We start from the raw sequence: 23,064 nt of genomic DNA, 5'->3' as shown, positions 1-23,064 counted from the left end.
GGAAAGTATGGCTAATCAAAATAAAAACCAAGGTGAATCTCAACGACAAGGCGAACAACGCAAAGGTGGCCAAGAGCAGCAACAGCGAGGTGGCGGCTCTTCTCAAAGCGGCGGCAGCCAAAATCAGCCAGGTCGTGGTTCAAGCACATCTGGATCTGAAGGCACAAAACGAAATGCCTCCAGTCGTAGCTAGGTTTTTAAATTTTTTGGGTGAGCCCCTCAGTGATGATGAGGGGTTGCTCCCTGTTCATGTTCCTTGTGAAGTCCTTCCGCAAACTCCTCAATCATTTTTTTATTAAAAGCGGGAATATCTTCCGGTTTGCGGCTGGTGACCAGGCCGTTATCAACCATGACTTCGGCATCATACCATTCAGCTCCGGCATTTATCATATCCGTTCTCACCGAAGGCCACGATGTGACTTTGCGGCCCGTCAGGATACCGGTTTCGATTAAAAGTTGCGGTCCATGGCAAATTGCTGCGATCGGCTTTCCTGAATCGACAAAATCTTGAGCGAAATCCACGGCTCTTTCGTCATTTCGAAGTTTGTCAGGATTCATCACACCACCAGGAAGAAAAAGGGCATCGAAATCTTCAGAATCCGCTTCCTCGAGATCTTGTCCTACTTCGATCAGCGATCCCCAGTTTCCCTTTGCCCATGCTTTGATATGCCCTTTATGGGGGGAAACGATCACAGTTCTCGCACCAGCTTTTTCCAGAGCAGCTTTTGGTTCGAAAAGTTCAGACTCTTCAAACCCATCTGTTGCAAGAATCGCAATATTTTTACCGTTGAGTTCGTTGGCCATATTGTTCTCCTATTTTTTTGTGTGAGCATAATTAGACTTGATATCCCTATTTAACACTCAATTCGTGACACTTGCGACGATACATACTTTGCTGCTTTTGTTTGGCATAAACTCGTCGCATCCTTTGACGTTTTGGCAGGGCACTGTTGGACTAAGGTTTCGCAGTAAAACAAAAAAAGGAGTTTTCTTTATGCTATCAAAGTATGTTCTTTCTTTGTGTGTTTCCGTGTTTGCTTTTTCGGCATTCGCTGCTGAGGGTGATGTCGTTGTCACTCAAACAGGTCAAAATTCAATTGAAGCAGTAAGCGCAACAGAGGTGGAAGCCAAGGTTGTGAAGGTCGATAAAAAAAAGCGTCTCTTAACTTTGAAGAAGGAATCCGGTGAAGAAGTCACAATCAATGTGGATCCAGAAGTTCAAAATTTCAATCAAATCAAAAAGGGAGATATTCTTAGAGTCAGCTACCTTGAGTCGCTTGCTTGGGAGTTGAAAAAGAAAAATCAAGATCCGATTCGTGTTACTGAAGATACCGATATTGTTCGAGCAGCTCCGGGACAAAAGCCGGGTGCGATGGCAAGCAAAAAGGTCACAGCAACTGGAACTGTCACAAAAGTGGATGAGAAAAATCACGCTGTCACTGTGAAAGGTCCAAAAAGAACTATCGTGTTACAGGTCCCAAAACCAGAAGTGTTTAAAAATATCAAAGTGGGGGATCAAATTGAAGCTACTTATACGGAAGCTCTTGCGATCTCTATAGATTCAGTAAAAAAATAGTTTTTAACCCATGTTTGGTCTAAAAAGGGAATCCCGACTTGGACCAAACATCCCAACACATCACTCCGGCCACAACGATAGATGCGAAACTCAAAAGTAATACCGCGCCAGCAGCGCAATCTTTAGCTTTGCCAATAATTGGATGTTGTTCGGGATGAAGACGATCGATGATAAATTCCAAAGCTGTGTTGATCATTTCTGCTGCCAAGACAAGCGCAATTAAAACGATAATCAGCGCCCACCAGAGGGGCTCGGGTCTGAGCACCATTAACAATATCAAAGCGCCCCATGCGAAAAGTGCCTGAGTACGAAAGCTAGATTCGTTTTTGAAAGCTATTTTTATTCCGTTCAACGAATATCGAAGACGGCGATGAAAGGCTTGGTTCTTCATGCTTTCCATTGAAACAAATTTTGCTACAAAAAACTATGAGAAGTTAAGGAGCCGATAAAGGAGGCTCTGGAGGAAGAGGTTTTTTAGCCCACTGTCTGATGATATTGATCAGTTCACTGCCTTCAACCGGCTTGGCAACGTGAACTTGAAATCCTGACCTCAGAGCCTTTTCCAAATCTTCGGGAGCCGCGTAGGCGGTGAGTGCAATGGCAGGAATCGAACCTCCGTGTCGTGGATCAAGTTTACGCACCATCTCGATCAAATAATAACCATCATACTCCGGCATGCCAATATCGCTGATTAAGACGTCGGGCCTGTTGGCAATCACTTTTTTAAGTCCTTCAGTTGCAGAACTGGCGGTGTAAACTTCTGCTCCCGCGCGTGATAACAATTTGGCCAAAAGATTCAAAGCATCTATCTGATCCTCAACAACTAACAAGCGCAAACCTCGTAGTGGCAGTGTCTGAACGCTGCCTTGATCTTTCGGAAGTGTCAGTGCAACTTTAACCGCATTAATGGGAAGAGTGACAACAAAAGTGGACCCTTGGTTTTTACCGGCACTTTGAGCTTCAATAACTCCACCATGCTGTTCGACGATGTTGCGACAAATAGAGAGCCCTAGGCCTAAACCCCCATGACGGCGCGTGGTTGAGGCGTCTTCTTGACGAAAACGTTCGAAGACATAAGGAAGAAAACTAGCTTCGATTCCTTGCCCATCATCTTTGACAGCCACGCGGACCTGAGATTCCACAACGCTTGTTGTAATTTCAATATGCCCATAGCGAGGAGTGAATTTAATCGCATTGGACAGGATATTCCAAAACACCTGCTGCAATCTTCCAAAGTCACCGGCTATGGACGACGCCACAGGATCAATGTGTTTCGAGATTTCAATATTTTTTGAGTTAGCGGTGTAAGCGACGGACCCAATAGCGGCCTCAATAACATCATTGATGTTCACGTCAGTGATATTGAGTTTTAATTTTCCGGTCACGACCCGCGAGATATCGAGAATATCATTTACGATTTGGGATTGAATTTTCGCATTGCGATTAATGATATCGTAATACTCACGGCGTTCTTCATCCGAGAGTGGGTCGGTGCAAAGCATGTCACTGTATCCAATGATAACATTAAGAGGTGTACGAAGCTCATGTGAGACGGTCGCAATAAACTCGTCCTTGAGTCGATTTGCCGTCTGAGCTTGTTCATATAAAAGGGCCTTTTCCGCCGCTTCTTTGTGTAGACTTTCGTTCGCCAATTCGAGGTCGCGAGTCCGATCGTTGACCTTTTGTTCGAGTTCTTGATTTAGTTTTTCAAGTTCCTCCTCCGTGTTGCGACGACGAAGAAATAGCCCTATCTTCCGTCCGGCCTCTGCGAGTATTTCGATGATTTTCTTGTCTTCAGCAATAACAGAGTTGTTATAAACGTTAAGAACGCCAAAAGTTTCGCTACCATCGTGAATTTTGGCCGAAACGCAGGTGTGGAGATGAACTTTTTTTGCGAGTTCTTGTCGATCAAAAGTGCTGGTCGCAGCCACATCGACAATCCAATCGCAATCGCGATGTTCTAAGCGTTTCACGGCAAAAGCATCATCGCTTTCAAGAACCATTTCAAAAGATTTTTCTAAAAATGGTTTGTATGTATTATCAGGGATGCGCATTCCCCGTAAGGTCAGCTTATGGGTATGATTGAATAGCCAAATTTCAGCGACTTGAAAATCAATACTCTTTACGATCGCTTCTAGCAGGGGGTTGATGGCCTCCGTAACAGTGTCCGCCTCCATCATCACGCGAGTGATCTGAAGTTGTGAGCTAATCGTTTGTTCGGCCATTCTTTTTTCTGAAATATCGTGCAGGAAAGAACCAAAGAATGTCTGGTTGTCTTGTTGGAAAGGATAGATGGTCAGCTCAACAGGAATCTCCGTATTGCTTTTATTACGTGCGCTGATTTCAAACCGGCGGTTTAATACAGGACCCTCTCCGCTCTGTAAATAGTGCGCAAGACCTTTTAAATGAGCTGAGGCGTAGCGGTCAGGAATAATCGTGGACGTAAGCTCCTTTCCCAGGGCTTCAGAGCGTTTCCACCCAAAGATAACTTCGGCTTGAGGGTTCCATTCGACGATATTACTTTTTGAATCAATCACGATCAGAGCATCGTGTGCTGCATTTACAATTTGGCGAAATCTCTCCTCGCTCTGTCTTAGGGCCTCTTTTGATTTTTCTAGTTCGACCACTTGTTTTTTAAGAGGAGCTTCCGTCCTCTTTTTTAGGGCGCCGATAATCAAGGCTGTAAGAGGGATTGTAAAGGACCAAACGAGTATTCGAACCCAGCTATTGTTGGGAACAAAGTAGAGAGATTCGGGATTCGTTGCTGTGTAGCTAAAGTAAACCAGCGCGACTAAGCCTGTAAGTAGTGAAGACAGCGTTCCTGCATAATATCCCGTTGCTGCCATCAACAGGAACAGTGGAGAGATGGGAGGAACTGGATAAGCAGTTTCAGTCGAGTACTCGATAAGACCAATGACAACAATCGCAATGCTCGGTCCGAGAAAAATTTTAGAATATTTGTTTTGAAGCACATTCTTAGCCATCCATCACGTCCTTTTCAGAACAGAGTGTTCACCGGCCAAGAATATAGTTTGGTAATTTAGAAAAAAGATCTATGAACTTTCGCAGATAGTGGGAAAAAACATAAACAATATCTATTTACGTGCGAAAGATAGGGAACGCCGAGCTATGAGCCCGACGTTTCCTCTGTTGATGTTTCTGCAACTGCCGGGAAGTAAACGCTCTTGGCGTTGATTTGGTGGCCCGCAGGAATACCAGTGCCTAATTCTTCCGCGCGGAAAACATTTTCTGGTAAATTCAAAGTCTTGCGAACTTCTTCCATTGTTGATGGAACAAATGGCGCCAACATGATCATCAGATTTTTAAGTACATAGAAGCACGTGAACAAAGCATCTTTTCTTTCTGCTTCAGGCGCACGGTCATCATGAGGTTTGAATTGCGTGAACAAAGAATTAATTTGTCGCGCATAGTTTTCAATCTGGCCCAACAAAATCGCGTAATCGCCTTTTTGCATATTTCGCAAATACATTTGCACCAGCTTCACAGTTTCGGCTTCGACTTTACCGATCAATGTTCCTTCAGGAACTTTGCCGCCAAATTTCGAGTGGCAAGCAGAAATAGGTTTCTCAAGAGCCGCATTCATCGGTCCCGCCAAGAATTTATTTCTTTCCGCAAAATGATCAAAGTCAAAGTTTGAAGCTTTCACTGCCAAACTTAAAAGAGCCAAGTAATAACGAACTTGGTCTGGAGAGTAACCCATCTCAAGCAATTGGTCGCCCGAGTAGAAGTTTCCTTTCGACTTACTCATTTTTTCGCCATTCACCATCAAATGGTAGCAGCTCAAAATTTCCGTCATTTGCAAATCACCTTTTTGCGGCAATTGCAGAGGATTATTTTTATGTCCCAGCCACATTGAGCCTTGCATGATCACATAGAAGAACACATTGTCTTGTCCCAGGAATTGCACAACGGTCGCCTCTGGGTCACACCAGAAGTCTTTGTATTGATCCGGATTGCGACCTGATTCTTTCAAAGCCACTTGGGTAAAGACGATTGGAGCAATCAACGAATCCGGCCAAACATACAGGGTTTTGCCTTTCATGTCTGGATCCAATTCCGCAGGAACCGGAATACCCCAAGATACGTCACGTGTGATTGGGCGCGCCCCCCATTTATCAGTCGGATGTGATGGAATGCCAGCTGCTTCAAGTGTCGCTTGAGCCGTTGCCAAGTCTGCTTTTGAATCAAAAAGACATTCTACTTTTTTACCAGCAACATAACGAGATTTATGTTTTGGCAAAGTTGCTTTGATCTCTTTGTATTTTTCTTCGAATTGATTTTCAAAACGGCAGCCAATTAAAACCGTGTTCGTGACTTCTTGAATGACAGCCGAACGCCATGCTTTTGTTTTACTTTCAATCCAAGTTTTAAGAGGATCTGCGACTTTCCACATGTCCAGCCACCAGTGAGCCGTGTCTTTAAGTTCTGGTTTTGCATCACTCAACTGGCTGCGTGGATCTTTCAAAGTACTAGGATCAAATTGCGTACCGCAAGCATCACACTCATCTGAATAAGCTTCTGTGTTGCCGCAATTCGGGCATGTGCCGCGGACGAAGCGGTCTTGCAAGAAGCGATTCATTTTTGGATCGTACCATTGCTTGGTGATACGTTTTTCCAAAAGGCCGTTGTTAAACAAACGTCGCAAGAAATCTTGAGAATAAGCCTCATGCAAAGGATAAGTTTCAGGACGAGATGTGCCCGTGAAAATATCGGTTTGGATCGAATAATTTTTGAGTGTCAGTTTTTGTTTTTCGTGAATGTTATCAATGAACTCACGAATTGTTTTACCAGCTTGAACGGCAGCCACTTCACTGGTTGAGCCGTGATCGTCATTTCCGTTCACGAATAAAACATTTTCCGCGCCGATCAGCATTCTCATCCAACGCGCATAAATGTCAGCTGGAACGTGCGCACCCGCAAGATGTCCTAAATGAAGAGGACCATTGGCGTAGGGCATACCGGCCGTGACGACAACTTTCTTAGGTTTTTTGAAGTTCGCGAGAACTCCTTTAACATCTGTTGGTGGTGCAAATTTATTTTCTGGTTTTGATCCTGGCTGCATATAGACCTCTAGAAGAGAATTTATCGAAAAGACAGTGTATGTGCACTAACTTTTGCGCATGGAAGCGAGAGATTTTTTTGGCAATCTGCCTGTTTTCAAGTTCATTCTTCGAAGAACAGTCGATATTGCTCCCAGAGAGGTCGTGAGAGGCCGTATAAGGTATTGACATTGTTTTTGATTTTTTTCACTTGGAGGGGGGTTTTTGTCCTCAGGGGATTGCGGAGATGTTGGGGGAGTCGGTATAAAGTTCAAGTTCTGATTACTACCAATTGATTAAAAGGAGTTCCTATGAAAAGTGTGATTATTGGCTCGATGCTTGTTTTGTTCTCTGTAAATGCGTTTTCTTCCGAGCTAAAAGATCTCAAGTGTTATTGCTTCGAAACGAGTACACTTCCTGCAGATCCAAATTACGGTCAATGGCCAGGAGACGATGAAAATAACGAGGGTACATACAGATCAGACGTTTTAGCGCGTTGTTATGTTGGGAATGATTTTGATTCCGCTGCGGACGATAAAAAGGTTGAGATTTTAAAGGCTGTATTTACCAGCGGTGCTCGATCTGAAATCGACAAAAAAGTTAAAAAAATCTGCCCGGTTGCAAAAAAACAAGCTCAGATAGTCTTGTCTTCAGGGTCAGCTAACTAATTATTGTTGAACTTGCGAGAGATTTGGAAAAAATGGTTGCGGGGGCAGGATTTGAACCTACGGCCTTCGGGTTATGAGCCCGACGAGCTACCAGACTGCTCCACCCCGCGACAAGGAAGCTCAGTTATAGGGGAGAAGGGTTGTTGGGTCAACCCTCATTCCAAAATATATCAAAATAAGTGCAACACCCTGTCCCAGAGTCTTACTTCTTAACTGAAACAGTCTCTGATTCACCCTTCGAATTCACTGTGACAACTTTGGTTTTCGACACGCGAATCGTCGGAACTTCAGAGCCATCACGTGCGAGTTTTTCAATTTCAAAAGGAACAATTTGCTTGGGACCTTTGCGACCTGGATGAAGTTTCCATTGGTGCGCACAGTTTTTAGAGCAAGTGTCTTGTTTGTGCTCAAGTTTCGCGCAATCAACACAGATCAACTCTTCTGAGTCACAACGTTTGCATTCAATTTTGATTTCAGATGGCTGACCACAGTGCGGGCAAAGTCCGTATTTTTGTGAGGGTTGTAAATCTGCATCGAGCGCTACGCGATGATCGAAAACAAAGCATTCGCCTTCAAACTGATCGCGCGGATATTCCTTCATGTAATTGAGAATTCCACCTTCAAGCTGGTAAACGTTGTCGTAACCTTGTTTTTGCAGCTCCAAGATTCCTTTTTCACAACGAATGCCGCCGGTGCAAAAGATCAACATCTTTTTATCTTTGCTGATACCTTGAGATTCAATGTACTGAGGAAAATCCGTGAATTTCTCGATGTTCGGATTTAAAGCACCTTTGAAAGTTCCGATTTTGTATTCATACCAGTTGCGAGTATCAATCATCACAAAATCTTTTTCTTCCTTCAAAACCTTATTCCACTCTGTCGGTGTCAGGTGATGATTGATACCTTCTGGCGGCATCATCTCTGGAATTCCCGTGGTGACGATTTCTTCGCGAATTTTCGCTTTGAAACGACGGAAGGGAGCTTTTGGAGAAACAGAGTCTTTAAAGAACAACTCAGGAGCGCTAAAGTATTCACGAATGAATTGCTTCCAAGCTTCAAAAGATTCAACCGAAGAAGCAGCACAAGTGGAGTTAAAACCTTCCGTTCCAAGAATCACAAGACCCTTGACGTTCAATTCTTCTGCTTTGTTTTCGAGATCTTTTTGAACAGCGGGAACATCCGCCAATTTCATAAACTTATAGAAAGTCGTTACATAATAGTTCGACGAGGAAGTCATATTGTCACCTTCGTGTCCTATCCACTGGCTCCAAACCAAGGGGAGTTAAAAGTTCAAGTCGGTTATAAGGGCTTTTTAAGATTGAGGCAAGGTCCGACCCGGGTTAGCCTTAAATCTGAGGGGACTTTGTATGAAATTCGCGGTTCTGAACATGATGGCCATCAGCTTTTTCACTTTTTCCGCTGGGGCAAACGATAATAACTCCTTTCCCATTCCAAGATTGAAAGGTCTCTTCGCATATCAGGGAACATTTGAAGTTCCTGATATTCGCCGTTTGGAAATCGTTCCATCTCAAACCCCGGATGGAAAAGCGCGGCTCAAATCTCTACGCCAAGACGGGCATACGTGTATTCTAAAAAATCCTCAGAACTACCAGTGCTGGAAACACTGGCAGCCGGAAGTTCCGCCGGCAGGACTTGCGGAGTCACTGCAAAAATTTTTAAATGGACGAGAAATCGAATTCTCTGTGACAGATGTAGAACCCGAGTTGGTTCATAACGGCTCCACGACCCAAGAATGGTATGTCCGCGAACCCGTGCGCGTTCAAAGTAAAATAGTGAGTCTGTACCGTGTATCGCGAACATATGATGGGCAGATTTTCGTTACCTTCCCGGTCAGTGAAGATCAGCCCATCGGAAATCTTCACTATCGGAACAAAAAACAACTCGGTTTTCGCCTTGTGGCCAATCAAAAAGAATCTGCTTCTGTGACTTGGACTTACACGCTTCTTCCGTTTTTCGAAGCCGTATTGTAAGTGCGCCGCGGCATTTACTTGTAAGCCCTGAGTTTTCCCCGTAAAACACTCAGTGGAAGGATACATTCACATGCTTGCACCCGCACCTGTTCAAAAAGAAATTCAACGCCGCCGTACGTTTGCGATTATCTCGCATCCCGATGCTGGTAAAACCACACTCACTGAAAAATTGCTCTACCATGGTGGCGTGATCCATGAAACGGGTGAGGTCAAAGGAAAGTCAGGAACAAAAGCTGTGACATCCGACTGGATGGCGATGGAGCGTGAAAAAGGGATCTCCATCACGTCTTCGGTGATGACATTCGATTACGATGGTCTGCGCGTGAATCTTCTCGATACTCCCGGCCATAAAGACTTCTCTGAAGATACGTATCGTGTTTTGATGGCGGTGGATTCTGCCTGCATGTTGATCGACGTTGCCAAGGGTGTGGAAGAGCGTACCAAAAAACTTTACGAAGTCTGCCGTCTGCGCAAAGTACCTATCTTCACTTTCGTGAACAAGCTTGACCGTGAAGGTAAAGATCCACTGACGTTGATTGATGAAGTTGAAAAAACTTTGAACATGCAATGTTACCCAGTGACATGGCCTTTAGGTATTGGTCAGCGCTTCCGTGGTATCTACAATCGCTTGACGAAAGAAATCTGGATCTACGATCAACGCCGTGAGGAAGTAGAAGACTACAAAATCATTCCTTTTGAAAAAGGTAAAGACGATCAAATCCTCTATCAATACCTCGATAAAGAATCAGCTGACCAAGTTTTAGAAGAACTTGATTTGATCGAAGGCGCATTGCCACCGTTTGATGTAAACGAATTCCTCAATGGAACAATTTCTCCAGTAACTTTTGGTTCGGCGAAACAAAATTTCGGGGTGGATACCTTCTTGAAGTTCTTCACTCAGTACGCTCCAGGTCCGCAAGCTCGTCATACCAAAGACGACAAGGACATCGATCCATGTGACGACAACTTCACTGGTTTTGTATTTAAAATCCAAGCTAATATGGATAAACGTCACAGAGACCGTATTGCGTTCATTCGCATTTGCTCAGGAAAATTTGAGCGTGGCATGAAAATCAAACACTCTCGTCACGACAAAGAATTGCGCTTGTCTTACGCCAGCCAATTTATTGCAGCCGACAAAGAAACGGTTGATGATGCGTACGCGGGTGACATCGTCGGTGTTGGTGATACCGGAAACTTCGCTATCGGTGACTGTGTGTTCGCTTCAGGTCGCGTAATTTTTGAAGACATTCCGAAATTCGCTCCGGAACTTTTTGGTCGTCTCTCTGTGCGTGACGCTTTGAAACGTCAAAAGATGCAACAGGCTTTGAATCATTTGTCTGAAGAAGGCGCGATTCAGTTGTTTATTGATCCAATCGTCGGCCCACAAGATCCAATTATCGGTGCGGTCGGTGAACTTCAATTCGAAGTTTTGCTCCGCCGTTTGCAAGACGAATACAACTTGGAAGTGAAACTCAACCGCTTGCCTTATGGTGTGGCTCGTTGGCCAAGAACGGCTGATAACAAACCAGTTTCTGATCTAAAAGGTGGCGCCAATATGTTCCGCGATCTTCAAGACAATCCTGTGGTTCTTGTGAATCAAGAATGGGATTTGAACTGGTTAAAGCGTGAGAATCCAGATGTGGAGTTCCAGACAAGTATCTCGCGTGTCAGATAGGAGTTGGCAGTGAGTCTTCCTTTAGAAATTAATAACCTTCGTAAGCTCTACAAAGGCGGCACAGTTGAAGCCGTCAAAGGTGTGAGTTTTAACGTCAACCCAGGAGAAATTTTTGGTCTCTTGGGTCCGAATGGAGCAGGAAAAACCACGATTATTTCAACGATCACAACGTTAGAGCAGCCCACCACGGGCTCCGTGAATGTGTTCGGCGTGAATGTGGCTAAAGACCCGATGTTCACGAAAAAGCAAATCGGAGTGGTTCATCAAGAAGTCATCAATTCAGGCTTTTTCGATGTTGAAGAAATTTTAACATTCCATTCTGGCTATTATGGTCTTCGTAAAAACAAAGAGCGCATTCATTTTCTCCTCAATAAACTAGCCCTCTTTGAGCATCGAAATAAAAAGGTCAAACAACTCTCAGGCGGTATGAAACGTCGTCTGATGATTGCCAAAGCCCTGGTTCATACACCTAAGCTGCTACTTCTTGATGAACCAACAGCCGGTGTGGATATTCGACTGCGTGAAGATCTTTGGAAATTTGTGGTCGAGCTTCGTAACGAAGGCATGTCGATTCTTCTCACGACCCATTATCTGGAAGAAGCTGAGCAACTTTGTGATCGCGTGGGAATTATTAATCTGGGCTCTCTGATGGCATTGGGCAACACCAAAGAAATCATCCGCCAGTACACGCATAAAAAAATTCGCGTGATTTTAACAGAACGTCATCCTTTGCAGTCGCCGTATTTGGTAGAAACTGTCGGTAAGGAGTACATGTTTATCGTTCCTCAGAATAAGTCTTTGGGAGAATTCCTCAATGAAACCAAAGTCCCGATGGAACTTATCAAGGACGTGCATATCGAAGAAGGTGATTTGGAAGAGGCTTTCTTAAAAATCACCAGCAAACAAGAAGCACAGGTGCCTCTATGACAGGATTTATCACTATCTTTCAGAGGGAAATCGCCCGCTTTTTAAAAGTCATCGTGCAAACGGTGATCACACCTTTCGTTTCGTCTTTCCTTTATCTATTGATCTTTGGTGTTTCGCTCGGCGAACAGATGCAAGCCCACCAAGGCGTGAGTTATCTCGCATTCTTGATTCCAGGTTTGATGATGATGGGTCTTATCAACAATGCCTTCCAAAACTCATCTTCGTCGATTGTATCGTCGAAGTTTTCAGGGGACATGGAAGATCTGCGGGTTGCGCCCGTGACCGATCAAGAAATCATCTGGGCGATGAGTCTTGGTGCTTTGGTTCGTGGGACCTTGGTTGCAGTTATTACGTATATCGTGGGTTCGCTTTTCATGTACTACCAACAAGGCACTTGGCTTGTGATTGTACATCCCTTTGCGACGTTGTTCTTCTTGATCTTAGCAGGACTTATTTTCGGAATGATTGGGATTAGTATCGCATTTTGGGCGACAACGTTCGACCAACTCTCGGCGTTCTCGGCTTTTATTTTGTTACCTCTGACATACTTAGGTGGTGTGTTCTTATCCATCGAACACTTGCATCCATTCTGGCAAGCGGTTTCAAAAGCAAATCCGTTGCTGTATCTAATTAATGGTCTGCGTTTTGGAATCCTTGGTGTCAGTGACGTGAATGTCTGGACCGCGGGAGTTATCTCTCTTATTGGCTTCGCCGTGTTCTATGGGGTCGCGCGCTGGAGTCTGAAAAAAGGCTCGTTCCAACGCTGGTAAATCTTCACAATTTGAGTCTGCATTTTGCAATCAACGGGTTCTCAGAGGGATCATTCCCCTCTGAGAAATATAACGACCCTTGAGGACTCTTATGAGAGCGTTCATCGCCATTTTTTGCATTCTGACTACTTCGTTGACAGCACTGGCTGGCGACGTTTTTTCGTATAGCGCTGAGATCTTTCATAAAACTTCTCCGAACATTGTTCCTAAGGCCGAAGTTTTAATCAGTGCCTATCAAGCCAAATGCGTCTATCCACCTCAGGTCCCACAACCTTGTTTTCTGTTAGAACAAGACATCAATCCCAAAGGGCGCGTTGATCGAGTTTTGCTTTTTAGGGGCGAATCGAGCATCAAGAGTCAGCCGGTGACTTCAAGTTTCTATCGGACGGCTAAGAGTGAATCAGGTTTTTGTCGTTCATGTGATGAATCTGAATTAACAAAATATCTTTTCGATGTCGGCACGCCGCTTGAGAAAGGTTTTGAATTGCCAGTTTATCTCCGTAGGCAGGACCTCAGTTGGAGAGATATGAACGGCCGTCTCGCAGCTCTTAATAACGAAAACAAAAAGACGCTTATTGAGTTGTTGGCGATTCGTCACAAGATCGGAGCAGGACTTTATTTCGAAGAGGGAAAGCAGCCCTTGTTCGATCCTTTGATCTCGTTTTCGTACGATCCATTTGTGGCGGATTTGTTTGGTGGAATTAGTCAGAAAAAAGAGGGCGTCTTGTGGATCGTGTCGGTTCCAAAGTCTGCTCTGAATATCGTCAAGAGAAAAGACTGCCAGAAGCAGTCGTTGGTCGTTGGAAAATTATATGACTTCAACGCATGTATTGATGAGGCGATCAGTCAGCAAGAGTCTGAGATCAATGCCTATCTCTATCTTCCCAAAGACTACTACTTTGGGAAGATCCTCAATCGCTAGGACCTAGTTGTAACCCGGAGCGATCACAACAGGAGTGACTTCTTGCGAAGAAACTGGTGGAGCGGCTTGCGTAGGCGCGGCCGTTTGTTGTGCTTGTGCTGTTTGGGCTTGGACTGTTTGCATGTGCACTTGCGCTTGAGAAACAGGAGCAACCGCTGTTTGAATTTGTTCTGCAACCACGGAGAAGTTCAAAGATTCAAACTGACGAAGGCGGCGCTTCTCGTCTTCCATGCGTTGTTCTTCTAATTTCTCAACGATAGTTTGTTCAGTTTGGCGTTCCATTTGCTGGCGAGCCAAGCGCAAGTTTTCAGATCCAGAAGTGTGAGCGCGCAAGTTCTGAGCGTTTGCAGAGAAAGCCGCCAATGTGATCAATGATAAAACGATAGATTTCATGTTCCGCCCCTTCGCGAAGAAGCCCTTCATACTCACAAAGTGACAACAATGGACCACACGATGCGCCGCATATATAAAAAGGTAAAAAGCCCTGTGCTGCAGCAAGCCATGCCCAGCATCTTTGTCATTCTCTCTCTGATAAGTTAAATACTCTTTCTTTGGGAGTTTCACATGTTTGAGAGTTTATCCGACAAAATCATGAACAGCCTTAAAAAGGTTCGTGGTCAGTCTAAAATTACGGAAGCAAATATCGAAGAGGTCATCAAAGAGATTCGTCTGAGTCTTCTTGAGGCCGATGTGAACTTCAAGGTCGTTAAAACTTTCATCGACAAAGTAAAAGCAAAAGCTCTCGGCCAAGACGTTCTTACCAACGTCAATCCCGGCCAAATGTTCGTTAAGATTGTTCACGATGAATTAGTGAATGTTTTGGGTGGGGGCGCTGTTGACGTCAACGTGCGTGAAAACCCAAGTGTGATTTTCTTAGTAGGTCTGCAAGGGGCGGGTAAAACGACTTCTGCGGCGAAACTGTCTCTTTATATTCGTCAAAAACTTGGAAAAAAACCGGGACTTGTTCCTGCCGATATTTATCGTCCGGCGGCGATTGATCAGCTTCAAACATTGGGACGTCAAAACAACATCCCAACATACCCAACTCAAGTGGGAATGAAGCCGGAACAAATTCTTGAAAACGCCAAACAATGGGCGCGCGACAATATGGTCGAAGTCGTTATTGTCGATACGGCCGGCCGTCTGCAAATCGATGAAGATTTGATGGGTGAGTTGGGTCGCTTGAAAGAAATCTGGGGCCCACAAGAAATCTTGCTCGTGGCCGATGCAATGCTCGGTCAGCAGTCCGTAAATGTTGCGGAAGGCTTCCATAAACGCTTAGGCCTTACAGGTCTTGTGCTTACAAAAGTAGACGGGGATGCGCGCGGTGGTGCGGCTTTGTCTATTCGTGAAGTGACAGGAATTCCAATTAAGTTCCTCGGTGTCGGCGAAAAAGTTTCCGCTCTTGAGGTGTTCCATCCAGATCGTCTTGCGGGACGTATTTTGGATATGGGTGACGTTTTAAGTTTGGTCGAAAAAGCGCAAGAAGTGATCGACGAAAAAGCCGCTCGTGATTCCGCGAAGAAGATCATGAAAAATGAATTCACGTTGGAAGACTTCCTCACGCAGATTCAGCAGCTTAAAAAAATGGGCGGATTCGAAAGTATTCTGAAATTTTTACCTGGCATGGGTGAGCTCAGTAAGCAGCTAAAAAATATGACCCCGCCAGATGCTGAGATGAAAAAAATTGAAGCCATTATCCATTCTATGACTCTGCAAGAGCGCCATAACCATAAGATCTTGAATGCTTCGCGTCGTATGCGTATCGCAAAAGGAAGCGGAACTCAGGTCCAGGACGTCAATAAGCTGATAAAACAGTTTGAAGACGCGAAAAAGATGATGGGCGGTCTTATGAAAATGGGAATGGGTCGAGGCGGGATGAAGTTCCCATTTTAATTACTTGATATTTTAACTCCAACACAGTACACAGTTGGACTTACTGTTTGAAACAAGAGGTTTATACATGGCAGTTGTTATTCGTTTGGCTCGTATGGGCTCTAAACATGACCCAAAATATCGCATCACTGTGGCAGATTCACGCCGTTACGTTACTGGTAAATTCCTTGAAGTTCTTGGAACTTACATCCCAACTCCTAAAGGTAACGATAAAAAGGTTGTTCTTGATCTAGCTAAAACTGAAGAGTGGATCAAAAAAGGTGCACAACCTACTGACCGTGTAAAACACGTTATTAAATTGGCTCAAGCTAAATAATTTGTTGGCATCGGACCGATATTCGATAGAATGTCATATAGGACACTATCTGTGGGGGTAATGTAATGGATAGCTTGAAAGACCTCGTGGAATTCATGGCGAAGTCTCTTGTAGACAACCCTGAAAAGGTTGAGGTGGACGAAATCCCTGGCCAACAAACAACGTTGCTTGCTCTTAAGGTTGATAAAGAAGACCTTGGGAAAGTTATTGGTAAGCAAGGTAAGACGGCAGCCGCGATGAGAACAATCATCCGTGCAGCTGGGACAAAGCTAAATAAGCGTTATCATCTTGATATCGTAGAATAGTCGCTAATTTAAAAAATTTAGTCTCATGGAAGGGGTTGGTTTCAACCCCTTTTTTTATTTGTTATAAGCACAGCTAAAATTTCTTAAAAATGTCTTCGCATAGGCGCTAGACGGAGTAGGTATTATGAAGTTAGTCGGTAAGGTAAGAGAAGCGCACGGGCTTAAAGGAGACCTTTACGTATTGGTTTTCTCTGGCGATATCTCTTGGGCCAAAAAAATGAAGTCCTTCACTCTTAAAAAGAAGAATGAAGAAGAAGCATACGAGTTCGAAGTCGAGCGTATCAAGCCTTTCAAAAAAGGTATCATCGTAAAAGGTAAAGGCATCACGGATCGCACGGCAGCAGAAGGTCTTGAGCACTCCGAGTTCTTTATTGCAGAAGAACTCTTGGTTTCAGCTCCTGGCGAAAGAATCTTCCTAAATGAAATTCAAAATTTCAAATTGAAAGATCCAGAACAAGTTTTATTGGGAGAGATCGTTTCTTTCTCTTCAAATGGGGTTCAAGATCTTTTGGTTGTGAAAACTGCTGATGACAAAAAAGTCGAAGTTCCATTCGTTGATGAGTTCATCAAGAAAATCGATTTCAAACATCAAACAGTCGTGATGGATTTGCCTGAAGGACTTTTTGATCTTGAGAATATTTAATGCTCAAAATTGATGTCATCACTCTTTTTCCTGAGATGATCGAGAAGGCCGCAAGTTACGGCGTTCTCGGTCAGGGCTTGAAAGAGAGTTTGCTCGAAGTGCAAGCTCACACACCTCGTGAGTTTGCCTCCGACAAGCATCGCACCGCCGATGATCGCCCTTTTGGTGGCGGTGATGGCATGATTATGCTCGCTGAAACTCTGGAAAAATCCATCTTGAAAGTGAAACATAAAAATTCAAAGGTCGTCTATATGTCTCCGCAAGGGGAGGTATTGACTGACGAAAAGGCTCGAGCTTTAGCAAAAGAAGAGCATTTGATTTTTATATGTGGTCGCTATGGTGGAATCGATCAACGCATTTTGAATCTTCACGTCGATGAGGAACTCTCAATTGGTGATTATGTCTTGTCGGGTGGGGAGTTGGGCGCATTGGTGGCTATTGATGCCTTGTCGCGCTTTATTCCAGGTGTGCTAGGGCACGGGGAGTCTGCTGATAAAGACAGCTTCTCTGACGGTTTATTGGAACATCCGAACTTTACACGTCCTCGTGATTTTCACGGGCAGAGTGTTCCAGAAGTATTAACGAGTGGGAATCATGCTTTGATCTCTGAATGGAAAAGAAAGGTGTCGGCTCTGGTCACGCTCAAGAAAAGACCCGACCTCTTTCTTGCCTATTTAGAGAAAGAAAATATCGCGTATCAAAATCTGAAAAAGAAAAAAACAGGGAAGCCTCTCGAAGAGCTTTTAAAGTTTTGGAAAGCTCTTTCAGAAAGCGATAAGAAAACTCTGGGGCTCAGCGATCTTCGTGAGGAGGATTTCCGTGGCTGACACGACTTACGTTCCACGCCTGGCTATTGGCTTGGTTCATTACCCGATTTATGACCGTTTGAAAAAAACCGTTGCGACGAATGTGACGAACTTTGATATTCACGACATCGCTCGTGCGGCGACTGTTTATGGGGTGGAAAAATATTACATCATCCATCCGATGCAAGAGCAGCTGATGTTCGTAGAACGAGTTCTTGATCATTGGAGAACGGGTCAGGGCGCGAAGTTCAACCCGAAGAGGAAAACCGCTTTGGGACCCGTTAAAACCGCAGAGAGCATTGAAAAAGCTGTGGCTGACTGGGGAGTTCCGGACTGTCTGACTATTGCGACTTCGGCTCGCAATGAAGAACACCCGAATAAATATACATTTGCGGGCCTGCGTCATGAAATGCATGTAGCGCAGAAACCCGTTTTTATGCTATTTGGTACGGGCTTCGGTATGACAGAGGACGTGCTCAGGTCCTGCTCAGGGGTCTTGGAGAGTATCCGAGGGGCTCCGCCGGCTGATTACCGCCATCTTTCCGTAAGATCGGCAGTAAGTATCTGTCTTGACCGCGTTATGGGTCCATGGTAGACCCTTGTTTTACTTTTGTGAAAAATTGACTGCTACAAGGATTAAGCAATGGCTAAAGAAACAAATCTCGTTCGTCGCGTAAGTGTTAAACCTGCTAACAAAAACGTTCAATCTTTCGATTCAGGTGACACTGTAAACGTATATGTAAAAGTTAAAGAAGGTGAAAAAGAGCGTGTTCAGCTTTACAAAGGAATCGTAACTAAGATTCAAGGTGCTGGCGCTGCAAAATCTTTCACAGTTCGCAAAGTATCTGCTGGTGTTGGCGTTGAAAGAACTTTCCCGTTCTCAAGTCCAATCCTTGATAAAGTTGAAGTTGTAACTCGCGGTAAAGTACGTCGTTCTCGCTTGTTCTTCCTTCGTAACTTGGCAGGTAAAGCAGCGAAAATCGAATCTGAATTGGTTGCTGCAGGTTCTGCAGAGTAGTTCGATCCGAAACACAATTAAAGTTGTTGTTGATAAGACCTGGGTAAACCCCAGGTCTTTTTGTTTCAGGCTCCTGCCTGAAACCCTCGCAAGCGAGGGCTACGCGAAAAAATAGCATCCTGCTATTTTTGTTTTTCGCCTATTTAAACGCGAGTGGAAATCCTCGCGCCGCGCATTTAAAATCATATCTGGACTCTCTGCTAGAGACTGTTTAACTTTTCGCCTCTATGGCGAAGAAAACAGCGAAGAAATCTACATCAGCGACAAGCACCAAGAAGATCATCACGAAAAGCAAAAAGGCAGCCGAGCTTCCGAAAGTGGATTGGCGTATGTTTGCTCCTACACCTATTATTGGCGTTGATGAAGTTGGACGTGGGTGCCTTGCCGGGCCCGTGTATGCGGCAGCCGTGATCTTTCGCTCTGATGAACTTTCTGATCTTGTGACGGATTCAAAACTTTTATCCGAAAAGCGTCGCGAGGAACTTCACGATCAAATTTTAGCGGTTCACCAAGTTGGTATTGGATTCGCAACACCTGAGGAAATCGATGAGCTCAATATTTTACAAGCCTCGCTTTTAGCGATGAAGCGTGCGATTGAAGCTTTGAAAGTTTCATCAGGTCACGTTCTTGTAGATGGGAATATGAAAATTCCGGGGCTCGTTGGATTTCAACAAACAACTATCGTCAAAGGTGACTTGCGAGCAGCTCCTATTTCAGCGGCTTCGATTGTTGCCAAGGTCACGCGTGATCGTGTGATGAAAGAACTAGGAGCGAAGTTCCCACTTTATGGTTTCGAAGTTCACAAAGGTTACTCAACACCAGTCCACAAAGAAAGCATCGTCCTCAACGGGCCCTGTGCCGTGCACCGCAAGTCCTTCGCGGGCGTTAAAGAATACGTCTAAATCCACTCATTGGGCGCACAAACGGGGAATCAACTCCGAAGACCATGTGCGCCTTTATTATCAGAAAAAAACTTACCAGCTTATTGAACAGCGAGTAAAAACTCCGTTTGCGGAAATTGATTTGCTCTTTCGTACGCCGGAAGGTCATCTGCTTTTGGTTGAAGTTAAAACAGCTAACTCTGTTGCGTTTTATAATTATCGAGTGACCGCGGGACAAAAAGAGCGCCTCTTTCGAGCGGTGCAGTTCTTAGCGGCACGATTTGAATGCCTTGTGGAACTTCACTGGGCTTTCGTCAGCATCGAGGGCGAAATCACCATCATCAGCGACATCAGTGGTTGACGGACTTTGATTAGTCTTGCGCAATAGAGATATGAAAAGACTTTTGCAGATCTCTATTCTCACTCTTCTTATTCCTTCTTTGGTTCATGCAGCCGACCTCAAAAAATTTTTAAAATCTTGTGCCTGGGGAACTTTGATGGGTGCAGGGGCGGGAGTTGTCAGCTTGGCTTTCACAGATAAGCCGAGTGAAAACTGGAATAACGTTGCCAAGGGTGCCAGTTTAGGTTTGTACGGCGGTATTGCTTACGGCTTGATTCAAATTAACCAGTCAGAGCCGCAAGTAGATCAGCATCCTGATTTTTCTTTAGCTCCCCAGTTTCGCGATGGCCAAGTTGAGGGCATTCGTGTTTCGGGAATTCTCTATTCGTTCTAAATTAAGAAACTAGAAACCGAACTGATCCAGAGTTTCTGGAGGAAGTGCCGGTTTTGGAACTCCATCGAAAGTAAATTCAAAACTCAGACTGAAGTTCGTGTCACCACCTGTGACCTGATCTTGCATGGCTGTGATAAGCCAACAGTCGCCCGGCGGTTTGAACTGAGCAATGTAAGCCCATGACTTGATTTTGTCCTGCGATTGAGATTCAGTCCAATTCGCATCGTAAACCAATTTCCCCATCAAGTTCAGATAGCGAGAGACGAAACCGGCAGAGAACGTATAGTCTTCAGTACGATTTTTGGTATTCACTTCCTGGCCAGGCGTAATTTTGTAGTTTCGTGTCAGTCCCACTTCGCCAAATCTTCCCCAGTCATCCATCACGCGAACACGAGACGAAATATTAGTGAGATCTTCTTTAGGGAAATAATTGAAAATTGAATACGTTTGGAAACGATCCATGCGTACGTCAAGCGTGGTCACGATATCAGACCAAGGTTCACGGTCGGTTCGGTTGGCTTGAGTCGCATCATAAGACTGAGCGATTTTAAGTGAGGCAATTTGGCGATAGTCGGGGCGATCTCCTACCCAACGTTTTTCAACGATCTTATTGATAAGACCTAACGTCACAAGGTTGCGATCGTAAATACGGTCATTATAGTCAAATTGCAATCCATACGGACTTCCTAAGTCACCATCAGAAATACTGTCGCGCGATGTGTACGGGGCATCGTCGATCTGGCCACTTCCAAAAAACGGATGGTTTTTAGCATCCATCCAAGGGATATGAGTGTAAGCAATCGCCGGAATGATTTCATGTTTATAGCGCGTGGATTTCGGATTGATCGTATCGCCGTATATACGGCTAAAATTCATACGTCCACCCAGCTCTGTGCGAAGGTAGCGACGAACATAGTTTGTTTCATCGCCAGCTGTAAACGTGTAGTGAGTTTCACGATAAGCAACGCGTGGAATGATATCAATGCCATCGCCAATCTTTATTGGATAATAAATCGCGGGTTGGAAATCCAAACGTTGACCTGCACGAATCAGATCCGTGTTCGGATCATAAGTTCCGTCGAAGACGCGACGACAAATAGGATTGTTTTCCCAATTCGGATCACTACAGGTATTTTTTAAATATCTTAACTGATTGCCAGTCGAAGGATCCGTGAATGGATCTAAATCGTCATAAGCATTTCCTGCACGGGCGAAATTCACATAATCCAAATCCATCGAAAAAATGAAGTTGGTATCATAAATATTTTTTTGCGCCTGAGAAAAGCGGAGTTCGGGAAGACGATGAACGGCATCGTAGTTTCCAGACAGAGGGTCCCCATGCAACATGTTGACGTAATAAGAAGAGTCGACACTGTAGTGTTGATCCTTGGTGTTTTTGGTCAACGACATACGGTTGTCCATGGCCGAGTCACCGTGATTTTGTGTTTCAAGTGGGAAGTCTTTTGGATATTGCAGGTCACTGGCTAAATTAACTTGAGCGCGATGCACGTACTCATCTGGCATTTCAAAGTAGTGATCATAGCGAATAAACCAACGGTTCATCGCGCGACCTTGTTCATCAAATGGTCTGTAGCGATTGAATCTTTCTTCGTTGGCAAAGGCGTCATCGTACATTGTTGAGGTGTTGAGCATGCCCTCGCTGTCGTCATTCAGCATGTAGCGATACTCAAGCAATCCTTTAAGACCCCTTTTTTCGTAATTTTTTGCTGTGATTGTCGCATCAGTGTTGCGAGAAATCGCCCAGAAGTAGGGAAGCGCGAAGGCCACACCACCCGTACTTGATTGTTCAAATGTCGGAGTGAGAAGGCCCGATTGTCTTTCGCTTTTAAGAGGCACGATCAGATACGGAAACCAAAAAACCGGGACATCCCAAAAACGCAAAATCGCATTTTTGATGTAGGCATATCCGCCCATCTCAGCGCGCACAGTGCTACCGCTAAAACTCCAAGACGCTGGGCAGTTCGAGCAAGTGGTGTAGTCGGCGGAGCTGACGATGAATTCTGCATCTCCGATTTTTTGTAAAGTCGTGCCGGAAAACACGACAGGGCCTGATTGCACAGAGCCTTCGTAAATAATGCCGGTGTTGTTTTCGTAATCGAGATAAATGCGATCACCTTGAATCGTGTTCTTGGCATCTTTGATTTCTACGTTGCCGAAGAGTTCGATTTGTTTGATGCGCAAGCCGACGCGTGCTTTGTCAGCTTTGATATACTGACCTTGATAAACCATCTGAATATTGCCTTCTAAGATCATGGATTCTTTTTGAGAATCATAGAAGGTGCTGTCGGCATCAATTAAGATACCTTGGATTTTGGTTGCGGCACGCGCTGCTGAAAAAGGCAGCAAGCCTCCCAAAGAGATCAGAATAAAAAACAAGATGATAAAACGTTGAAGCACCGAGGTATTGTAGGAACATTTCTGGCCGTTTGTCGAGATGAAACCCCGGTCTTTTTTTGGACTCAAAACGTCACAAATTTCTGCCGAAAAATCGGGAACTATAGCTATTTATGCAAAGAGGTTTTCATGGAAGTTAAACTCGTGCTGGACGGGGATATTACTGTTGTCGCTCTAAGTGGTCGTATGGAAATTGAGAAAGCACAGGCTTTTAAAGCGGCTTGCTTGCGCAATTTTCCCAATAGAAAAATTGTCTTTTGCATGAGAAACCTCAGCTTTGTCGGTTCTTCGGGTATTCAAAATTTCTTTAGTGCGTTGAGTGATCTTAACTCATCGAATAAAATGAACGCGAAAATTGCGGGTCTCAATCAAGATTTTACCCGCCTTTTTCAATTTTCTGAATGTCCAAACTTAGAACTCCACGAAAACGTGGAAACTGCGATTCAAAGCTTCTAAAA

26 protein-coding genes and 1 tRNA gene are annotated in these 23,064 nt (G+C 44.5%); 19 read left to right on the top strand and 8 right to left on the bottom strand.

Translation table 11 applies throughout. The features are described 5' to 3' along the window. The first annotated feature begins 7 nt into the window (after window positions 1-7). Window positions 8-193: a hypothetical protein gene (locus ACLWOR_RS12740; protein WP_413941123.1), complete on the top strand. Its 186-nt coding sequence runs from the start codon at window positions 8-10 to the stop codon at window positions 191-193. Between the two features lie 26 nt (window positions 194-219). Here the strand turns inward: ACLWOR_RS12740 and ACLWOR_RS12735 are convergent, their stop codons facing one another. Continuing rightward, complete coding sequence (locus ACLWOR_RS12735; protein ID WP_413941122.1) at window positions 220-804, bottom strand: type 1 glutamine amidotransferase domain-containing protein; 585 nt, start codon at window positions 802-804, stop codon at window positions 220-222. Between the two features lie 190 nt (window positions 805-994). Here ACLWOR_RS12735 and ACLWOR_RS12730 point away from each other — a divergent pair, with 190 nt between their 5' ends. Then, window positions 995-1,576: a hypothetical protein gene (locus tag ACLWOR_RS12730; protein WP_413941121.1), complete on the top strand. Its 582-nt coding sequence runs from the start codon at window positions 995-997 to the stop codon at window positions 1,574-1,576. Window positions 1,577-1,595: 19 nt separating this feature from the next. Here ACLWOR_RS12730 and ACLWOR_RS12725 read toward each other — a convergent pair whose 3' ends face one another. The 3 genes from ACLWOR_RS12725 to ACLWOR_RS12715 form a co-directional block, all read right to left on the bottom strand. Next, entirely contained in the window at window positions 1,596-1,967 is a 372-nt protein-coding gene (locus ACLWOR_RS12725; protein WP_413941120.1) for a diacylglycerol kinase, read from the bottom strand. Between the two features lie 43 nt (window positions 1,968-2,010). After that, window positions 2,011-4,560 carry an ATP-binding protein gene (locus ACLWOR_RS12720; RefSeq protein WP_413941119.1) on the bottom strand — a complete coding sequence of 850 codons (2,550 nt, stop codon included), beginning with the start codon at window positions 4,558-4,560 and terminating at the stop codon, window positions 2,011-2,013. A gap of 143 nt (window positions 4,561-4,703) precedes the next feature. Continuing rightward, the gene (locus ACLWOR_RS12715; RefSeq protein WP_413941118.1) at window positions 4,704-6,659 is read right to left on the bottom strand and encodes a methionine--tRNA ligase; all 1,956 of its coding nucleotides are present in this window, start codon (window positions 6,657-6,659) and stop codon (window positions 4,704-4,706) included. 288 nt (window positions 6,660-6,947) lie between these two features. Here ACLWOR_RS12715 and ACLWOR_RS12710 point away from each other — a divergent pair, with 288 nt between their 5' ends. Beyond that, window positions 6,948-7,304, top strand: coding sequence for a hypothetical protein (locus ACLWOR_RS12710; protein ID WP_413941117.1), 357 nt, complete (start codon window positions 6,948-6,950; stop codon window positions 7,302-7,304). A gap of 33 nt (window positions 7,305-7,337) precedes the next feature. Here ACLWOR_RS12710 and ACLWOR_RS12705 read toward each other — a convergent pair. Together ACLWOR_RS12705 and ACLWOR_RS12700 are read right to left on the bottom strand one after the other, a co-directional pair. After that, window positions 7,338-7,414, bottom strand: a tRNA-Met gene (locus tag ACLWOR_RS12705). Between the two features lie 92 nt (window positions 7,415-7,506). Next, window positions 7,507-8,541, bottom strand: coding sequence for a rhodanese-related sulfurtransferase (locus ACLWOR_RS12700; RefSeq protein WP_413941116.1), 1,035 nt, complete (start codon window positions 8,539-8,541; stop codon window positions 7,507-7,509). A 130-nt stretch (window positions 8,542-8,671) separates the two neighbouring features. Between ACLWOR_RS12700 and ACLWOR_RS12695 the strand changes: the two genes are divergently transcribed. The 5 genes from ACLWOR_RS12695 to ACLWOR_RS12675 all read left to right on the top strand — a co-directional run bounded on the left by ACLWOR_RS12695 (window position 8,672) and on the right by ACLWOR_RS12675 (window position 13,592). After that, a complete protein-coding gene (locus ACLWOR_RS12695) occupies window positions 8,672-9,295 on the top strand; it encodes a hypothetical protein (RefSeq protein ID WP_413941115.1) in 624 nt (207 codons plus the stop codon). 70 nt (window positions 9,296-9,365) lie between these two features. Next, window positions 9,366-10,973 (top strand): peptide chain release factor 3, encoded by a 1,608-nt coding sequence (locus ACLWOR_RS12690; RefSeq protein ID WP_413941114.1) that lies wholly within the window; start codon window positions 9,366-9,368, stop codon window positions 10,971-10,973. Between the two features lie 9 nt (window positions 10,974-10,982). After that, on the top strand, window positions 10,983-11,900 hold the full coding sequence (locus tag ACLWOR_RS12685) for an ABC transporter ATP-binding protein (protein ID WP_413941113.1): 918 nt from the start codon (window positions 10,983-10,985) through the stop codon (window positions 11,898-11,900). Next, the gene (locus ACLWOR_RS12680) at window positions 11,897-12,670 is read left to right on the top strand and encodes an ABC transporter permease (RefSeq protein ID WP_413941112.1); all 774 of its coding nucleotides are present in this window, start codon (window positions 11,897-11,899) and stop codon (window positions 12,668-12,670) included. The genes ACLWOR_RS12685 and ACLWOR_RS12680 overlap by 4 nt, the downstream gene beginning before the upstream one ends. A gap of 91 nt (window positions 12,671-12,761) precedes the next feature. Continuing rightward, window positions 12,762-13,592: a hypothetical protein gene (locus ACLWOR_RS12675; RefSeq protein WP_413941111.1), complete on the top strand. Its 831-nt coding sequence runs from the start codon at window positions 12,762-12,764 to the stop codon at window positions 13,590-13,592. A 3-nt stretch (window positions 13,593-13,595) separates the two neighbouring features. On the opposite strand, the gene ACLWOR_RS12670 is transcribed toward ACLWOR_RS12675, so the two are convergent. After that, window positions 13,596-13,985: a hypothetical protein gene (locus tag ACLWOR_RS12670; RefSeq protein WP_413941110.1), complete on the bottom strand. Its 390-nt coding sequence runs from the start codon at window positions 13,983-13,985 to the stop codon at window positions 13,596-13,598. 171 nt (window positions 13,986-14,156) lie between these two features. Between ACLWOR_RS12670 and ffh the strand changes: the two genes are divergently transcribed. From ffh to ACLWOR_RS12620, 10 genes are all read left to right on the top strand, one after another. Continuing rightward, complete coding sequence (gene ffh, locus ACLWOR_RS12665; RefSeq protein WP_413941109.1) at window positions 14,157-15,488, top strand: signal recognition particle protein; 1,332 nt, start codon at window positions 14,157-14,159, stop codon at window positions 15,486-15,488. Window positions 15,489-15,555: 67 nt separating this feature from the next. Next, window positions 15,556-15,804, top strand: a complete 249-nt coding sequence (gene rpsP / locus ACLWOR_RS12660; RefSeq protein WP_413941108.1) for a 30S ribosomal protein S16 — start codon at window positions 15,556-15,558, stop codon at window positions 15,802-15,804. Window positions 15,805-15,869: 65 nt separating this feature from the next. Continuing rightward, window positions 15,870-16,109 (top strand): KH domain-containing protein, encoded by a 240-nt coding sequence (locus ACLWOR_RS12655; protein WP_413941107.1) that lies wholly within the window; start codon window positions 15,870-15,872, stop codon window positions 16,107-16,109. 124 nt (window positions 16,110-16,233) lie between these two features. After that, on the top strand, window positions 16,234-16,752 hold the full coding sequence (gene rimM / locus ACLWOR_RS12650) for a ribosome maturation factor RimM (protein ID WP_413941106.1): 519 nt from the start codon (window positions 16,234-16,236) through the stop codon (window positions 16,750-16,752). Beyond that, on the top strand, window positions 16,752-17,579 hold the full coding sequence (gene trmD / locus ACLWOR_RS12645) for a tRNA (guanosine(37)-N1)-methyltransferase TrmD (RefSeq protein ID WP_413941105.1): 828 nt from the start codon (window positions 16,752-16,754) through the stop codon (window positions 17,577-17,579). The genes rimM and trmD overlap by 1 nt, the downstream gene beginning before the upstream one ends. Then, entirely contained in the window at window positions 17,572-18,153 is a 582-nt protein-coding gene (locus tag ACLWOR_RS12640; protein ID WP_413941104.1) for an RNA methyltransferase, read from the top strand. The genes trmD and ACLWOR_RS12640 overlap by 8 nt, the downstream gene beginning before the upstream one ends. 48 nt (window positions 18,154-18,201) lie before the next feature. Further along, the gene (gene rplS, locus ACLWOR_RS12635) at window positions 18,202-18,576 is read left to right on the top strand and encodes a 50S ribosomal protein L19 (protein WP_413941103.1); all 375 of its coding nucleotides are present in this window, start codon (window positions 18,202-18,204) and stop codon (window positions 18,574-18,576) included. A gap of 227 nt (window positions 18,577-18,803) precedes the next feature. Further along, window positions 18,804-19,478 (top strand): ribonuclease HII, encoded by a 675-nt coding sequence (locus ACLWOR_RS12630; RefSeq protein WP_413941102.1) that lies wholly within the window; start codon window positions 18,804-18,806, stop codon window positions 19,476-19,478. A gap of 46 nt (window positions 19,479-19,524) precedes the next feature. After that, window positions 19,525-19,818 carry a YraN family protein gene (locus ACLWOR_RS12625; protein WP_413941101.1) on the top strand — a complete coding sequence of 98 codons (294 nt, stop codon included), beginning with the start codon at window positions 19,525-19,527 and terminating at the stop codon, window positions 19,816-19,818. Between the two features lie 31 nt (window positions 19,819-19,849). Then, window positions 19,850-20,191, top strand: coding sequence for a hypothetical protein (locus ACLWOR_RS12620; RefSeq protein WP_413941100.1), 342 nt, complete (start codon window positions 19,850-19,852; stop codon window positions 20,189-20,191). 9 nt (window positions 20,192-20,200) lie between these two features. Here the strand turns inward: ACLWOR_RS12620 and ACLWOR_RS12615 are convergent, their stop codons facing one another. Next, on the bottom strand, window positions 20,201-22,609 hold the full coding sequence (locus tag ACLWOR_RS12615) for an LPS-assembly protein LptD (RefSeq protein WP_413941099.1): 2,409 nt from the start codon (window positions 22,607-22,609) through the stop codon (window positions 20,201-20,203). Between the two features lie 126 nt (window positions 22,610-22,735). Between ACLWOR_RS12615 and ACLWOR_RS12610 the strand changes: the two genes are divergently transcribed. Continuing rightward, window positions 22,736-23,062, top strand: a complete 327-nt coding sequence (locus tag ACLWOR_RS12610; protein ID WP_413941098.1) for an STAS domain-containing protein — start codon at window positions 22,736-22,738, stop codon at window positions 23,060-23,062. The last annotated feature ends 2 nt before the right edge of the window (window positions 23,063-23,064 follow it).

The organism is Bdellovibrio sp. HCB2-146 (genome assembly GCF_047345725.1).
Classification (GTDB): Bacteria; Bdellovibrionota; Bdellovibrionia; order Bdellovibrionales; family Bdellovibrionaceae; genus Bdellovibrio.
Note: the sequence above shows the minus strand (reverse complement) of the source record. Positions and strands in the feature narration are given on the sequence as shown.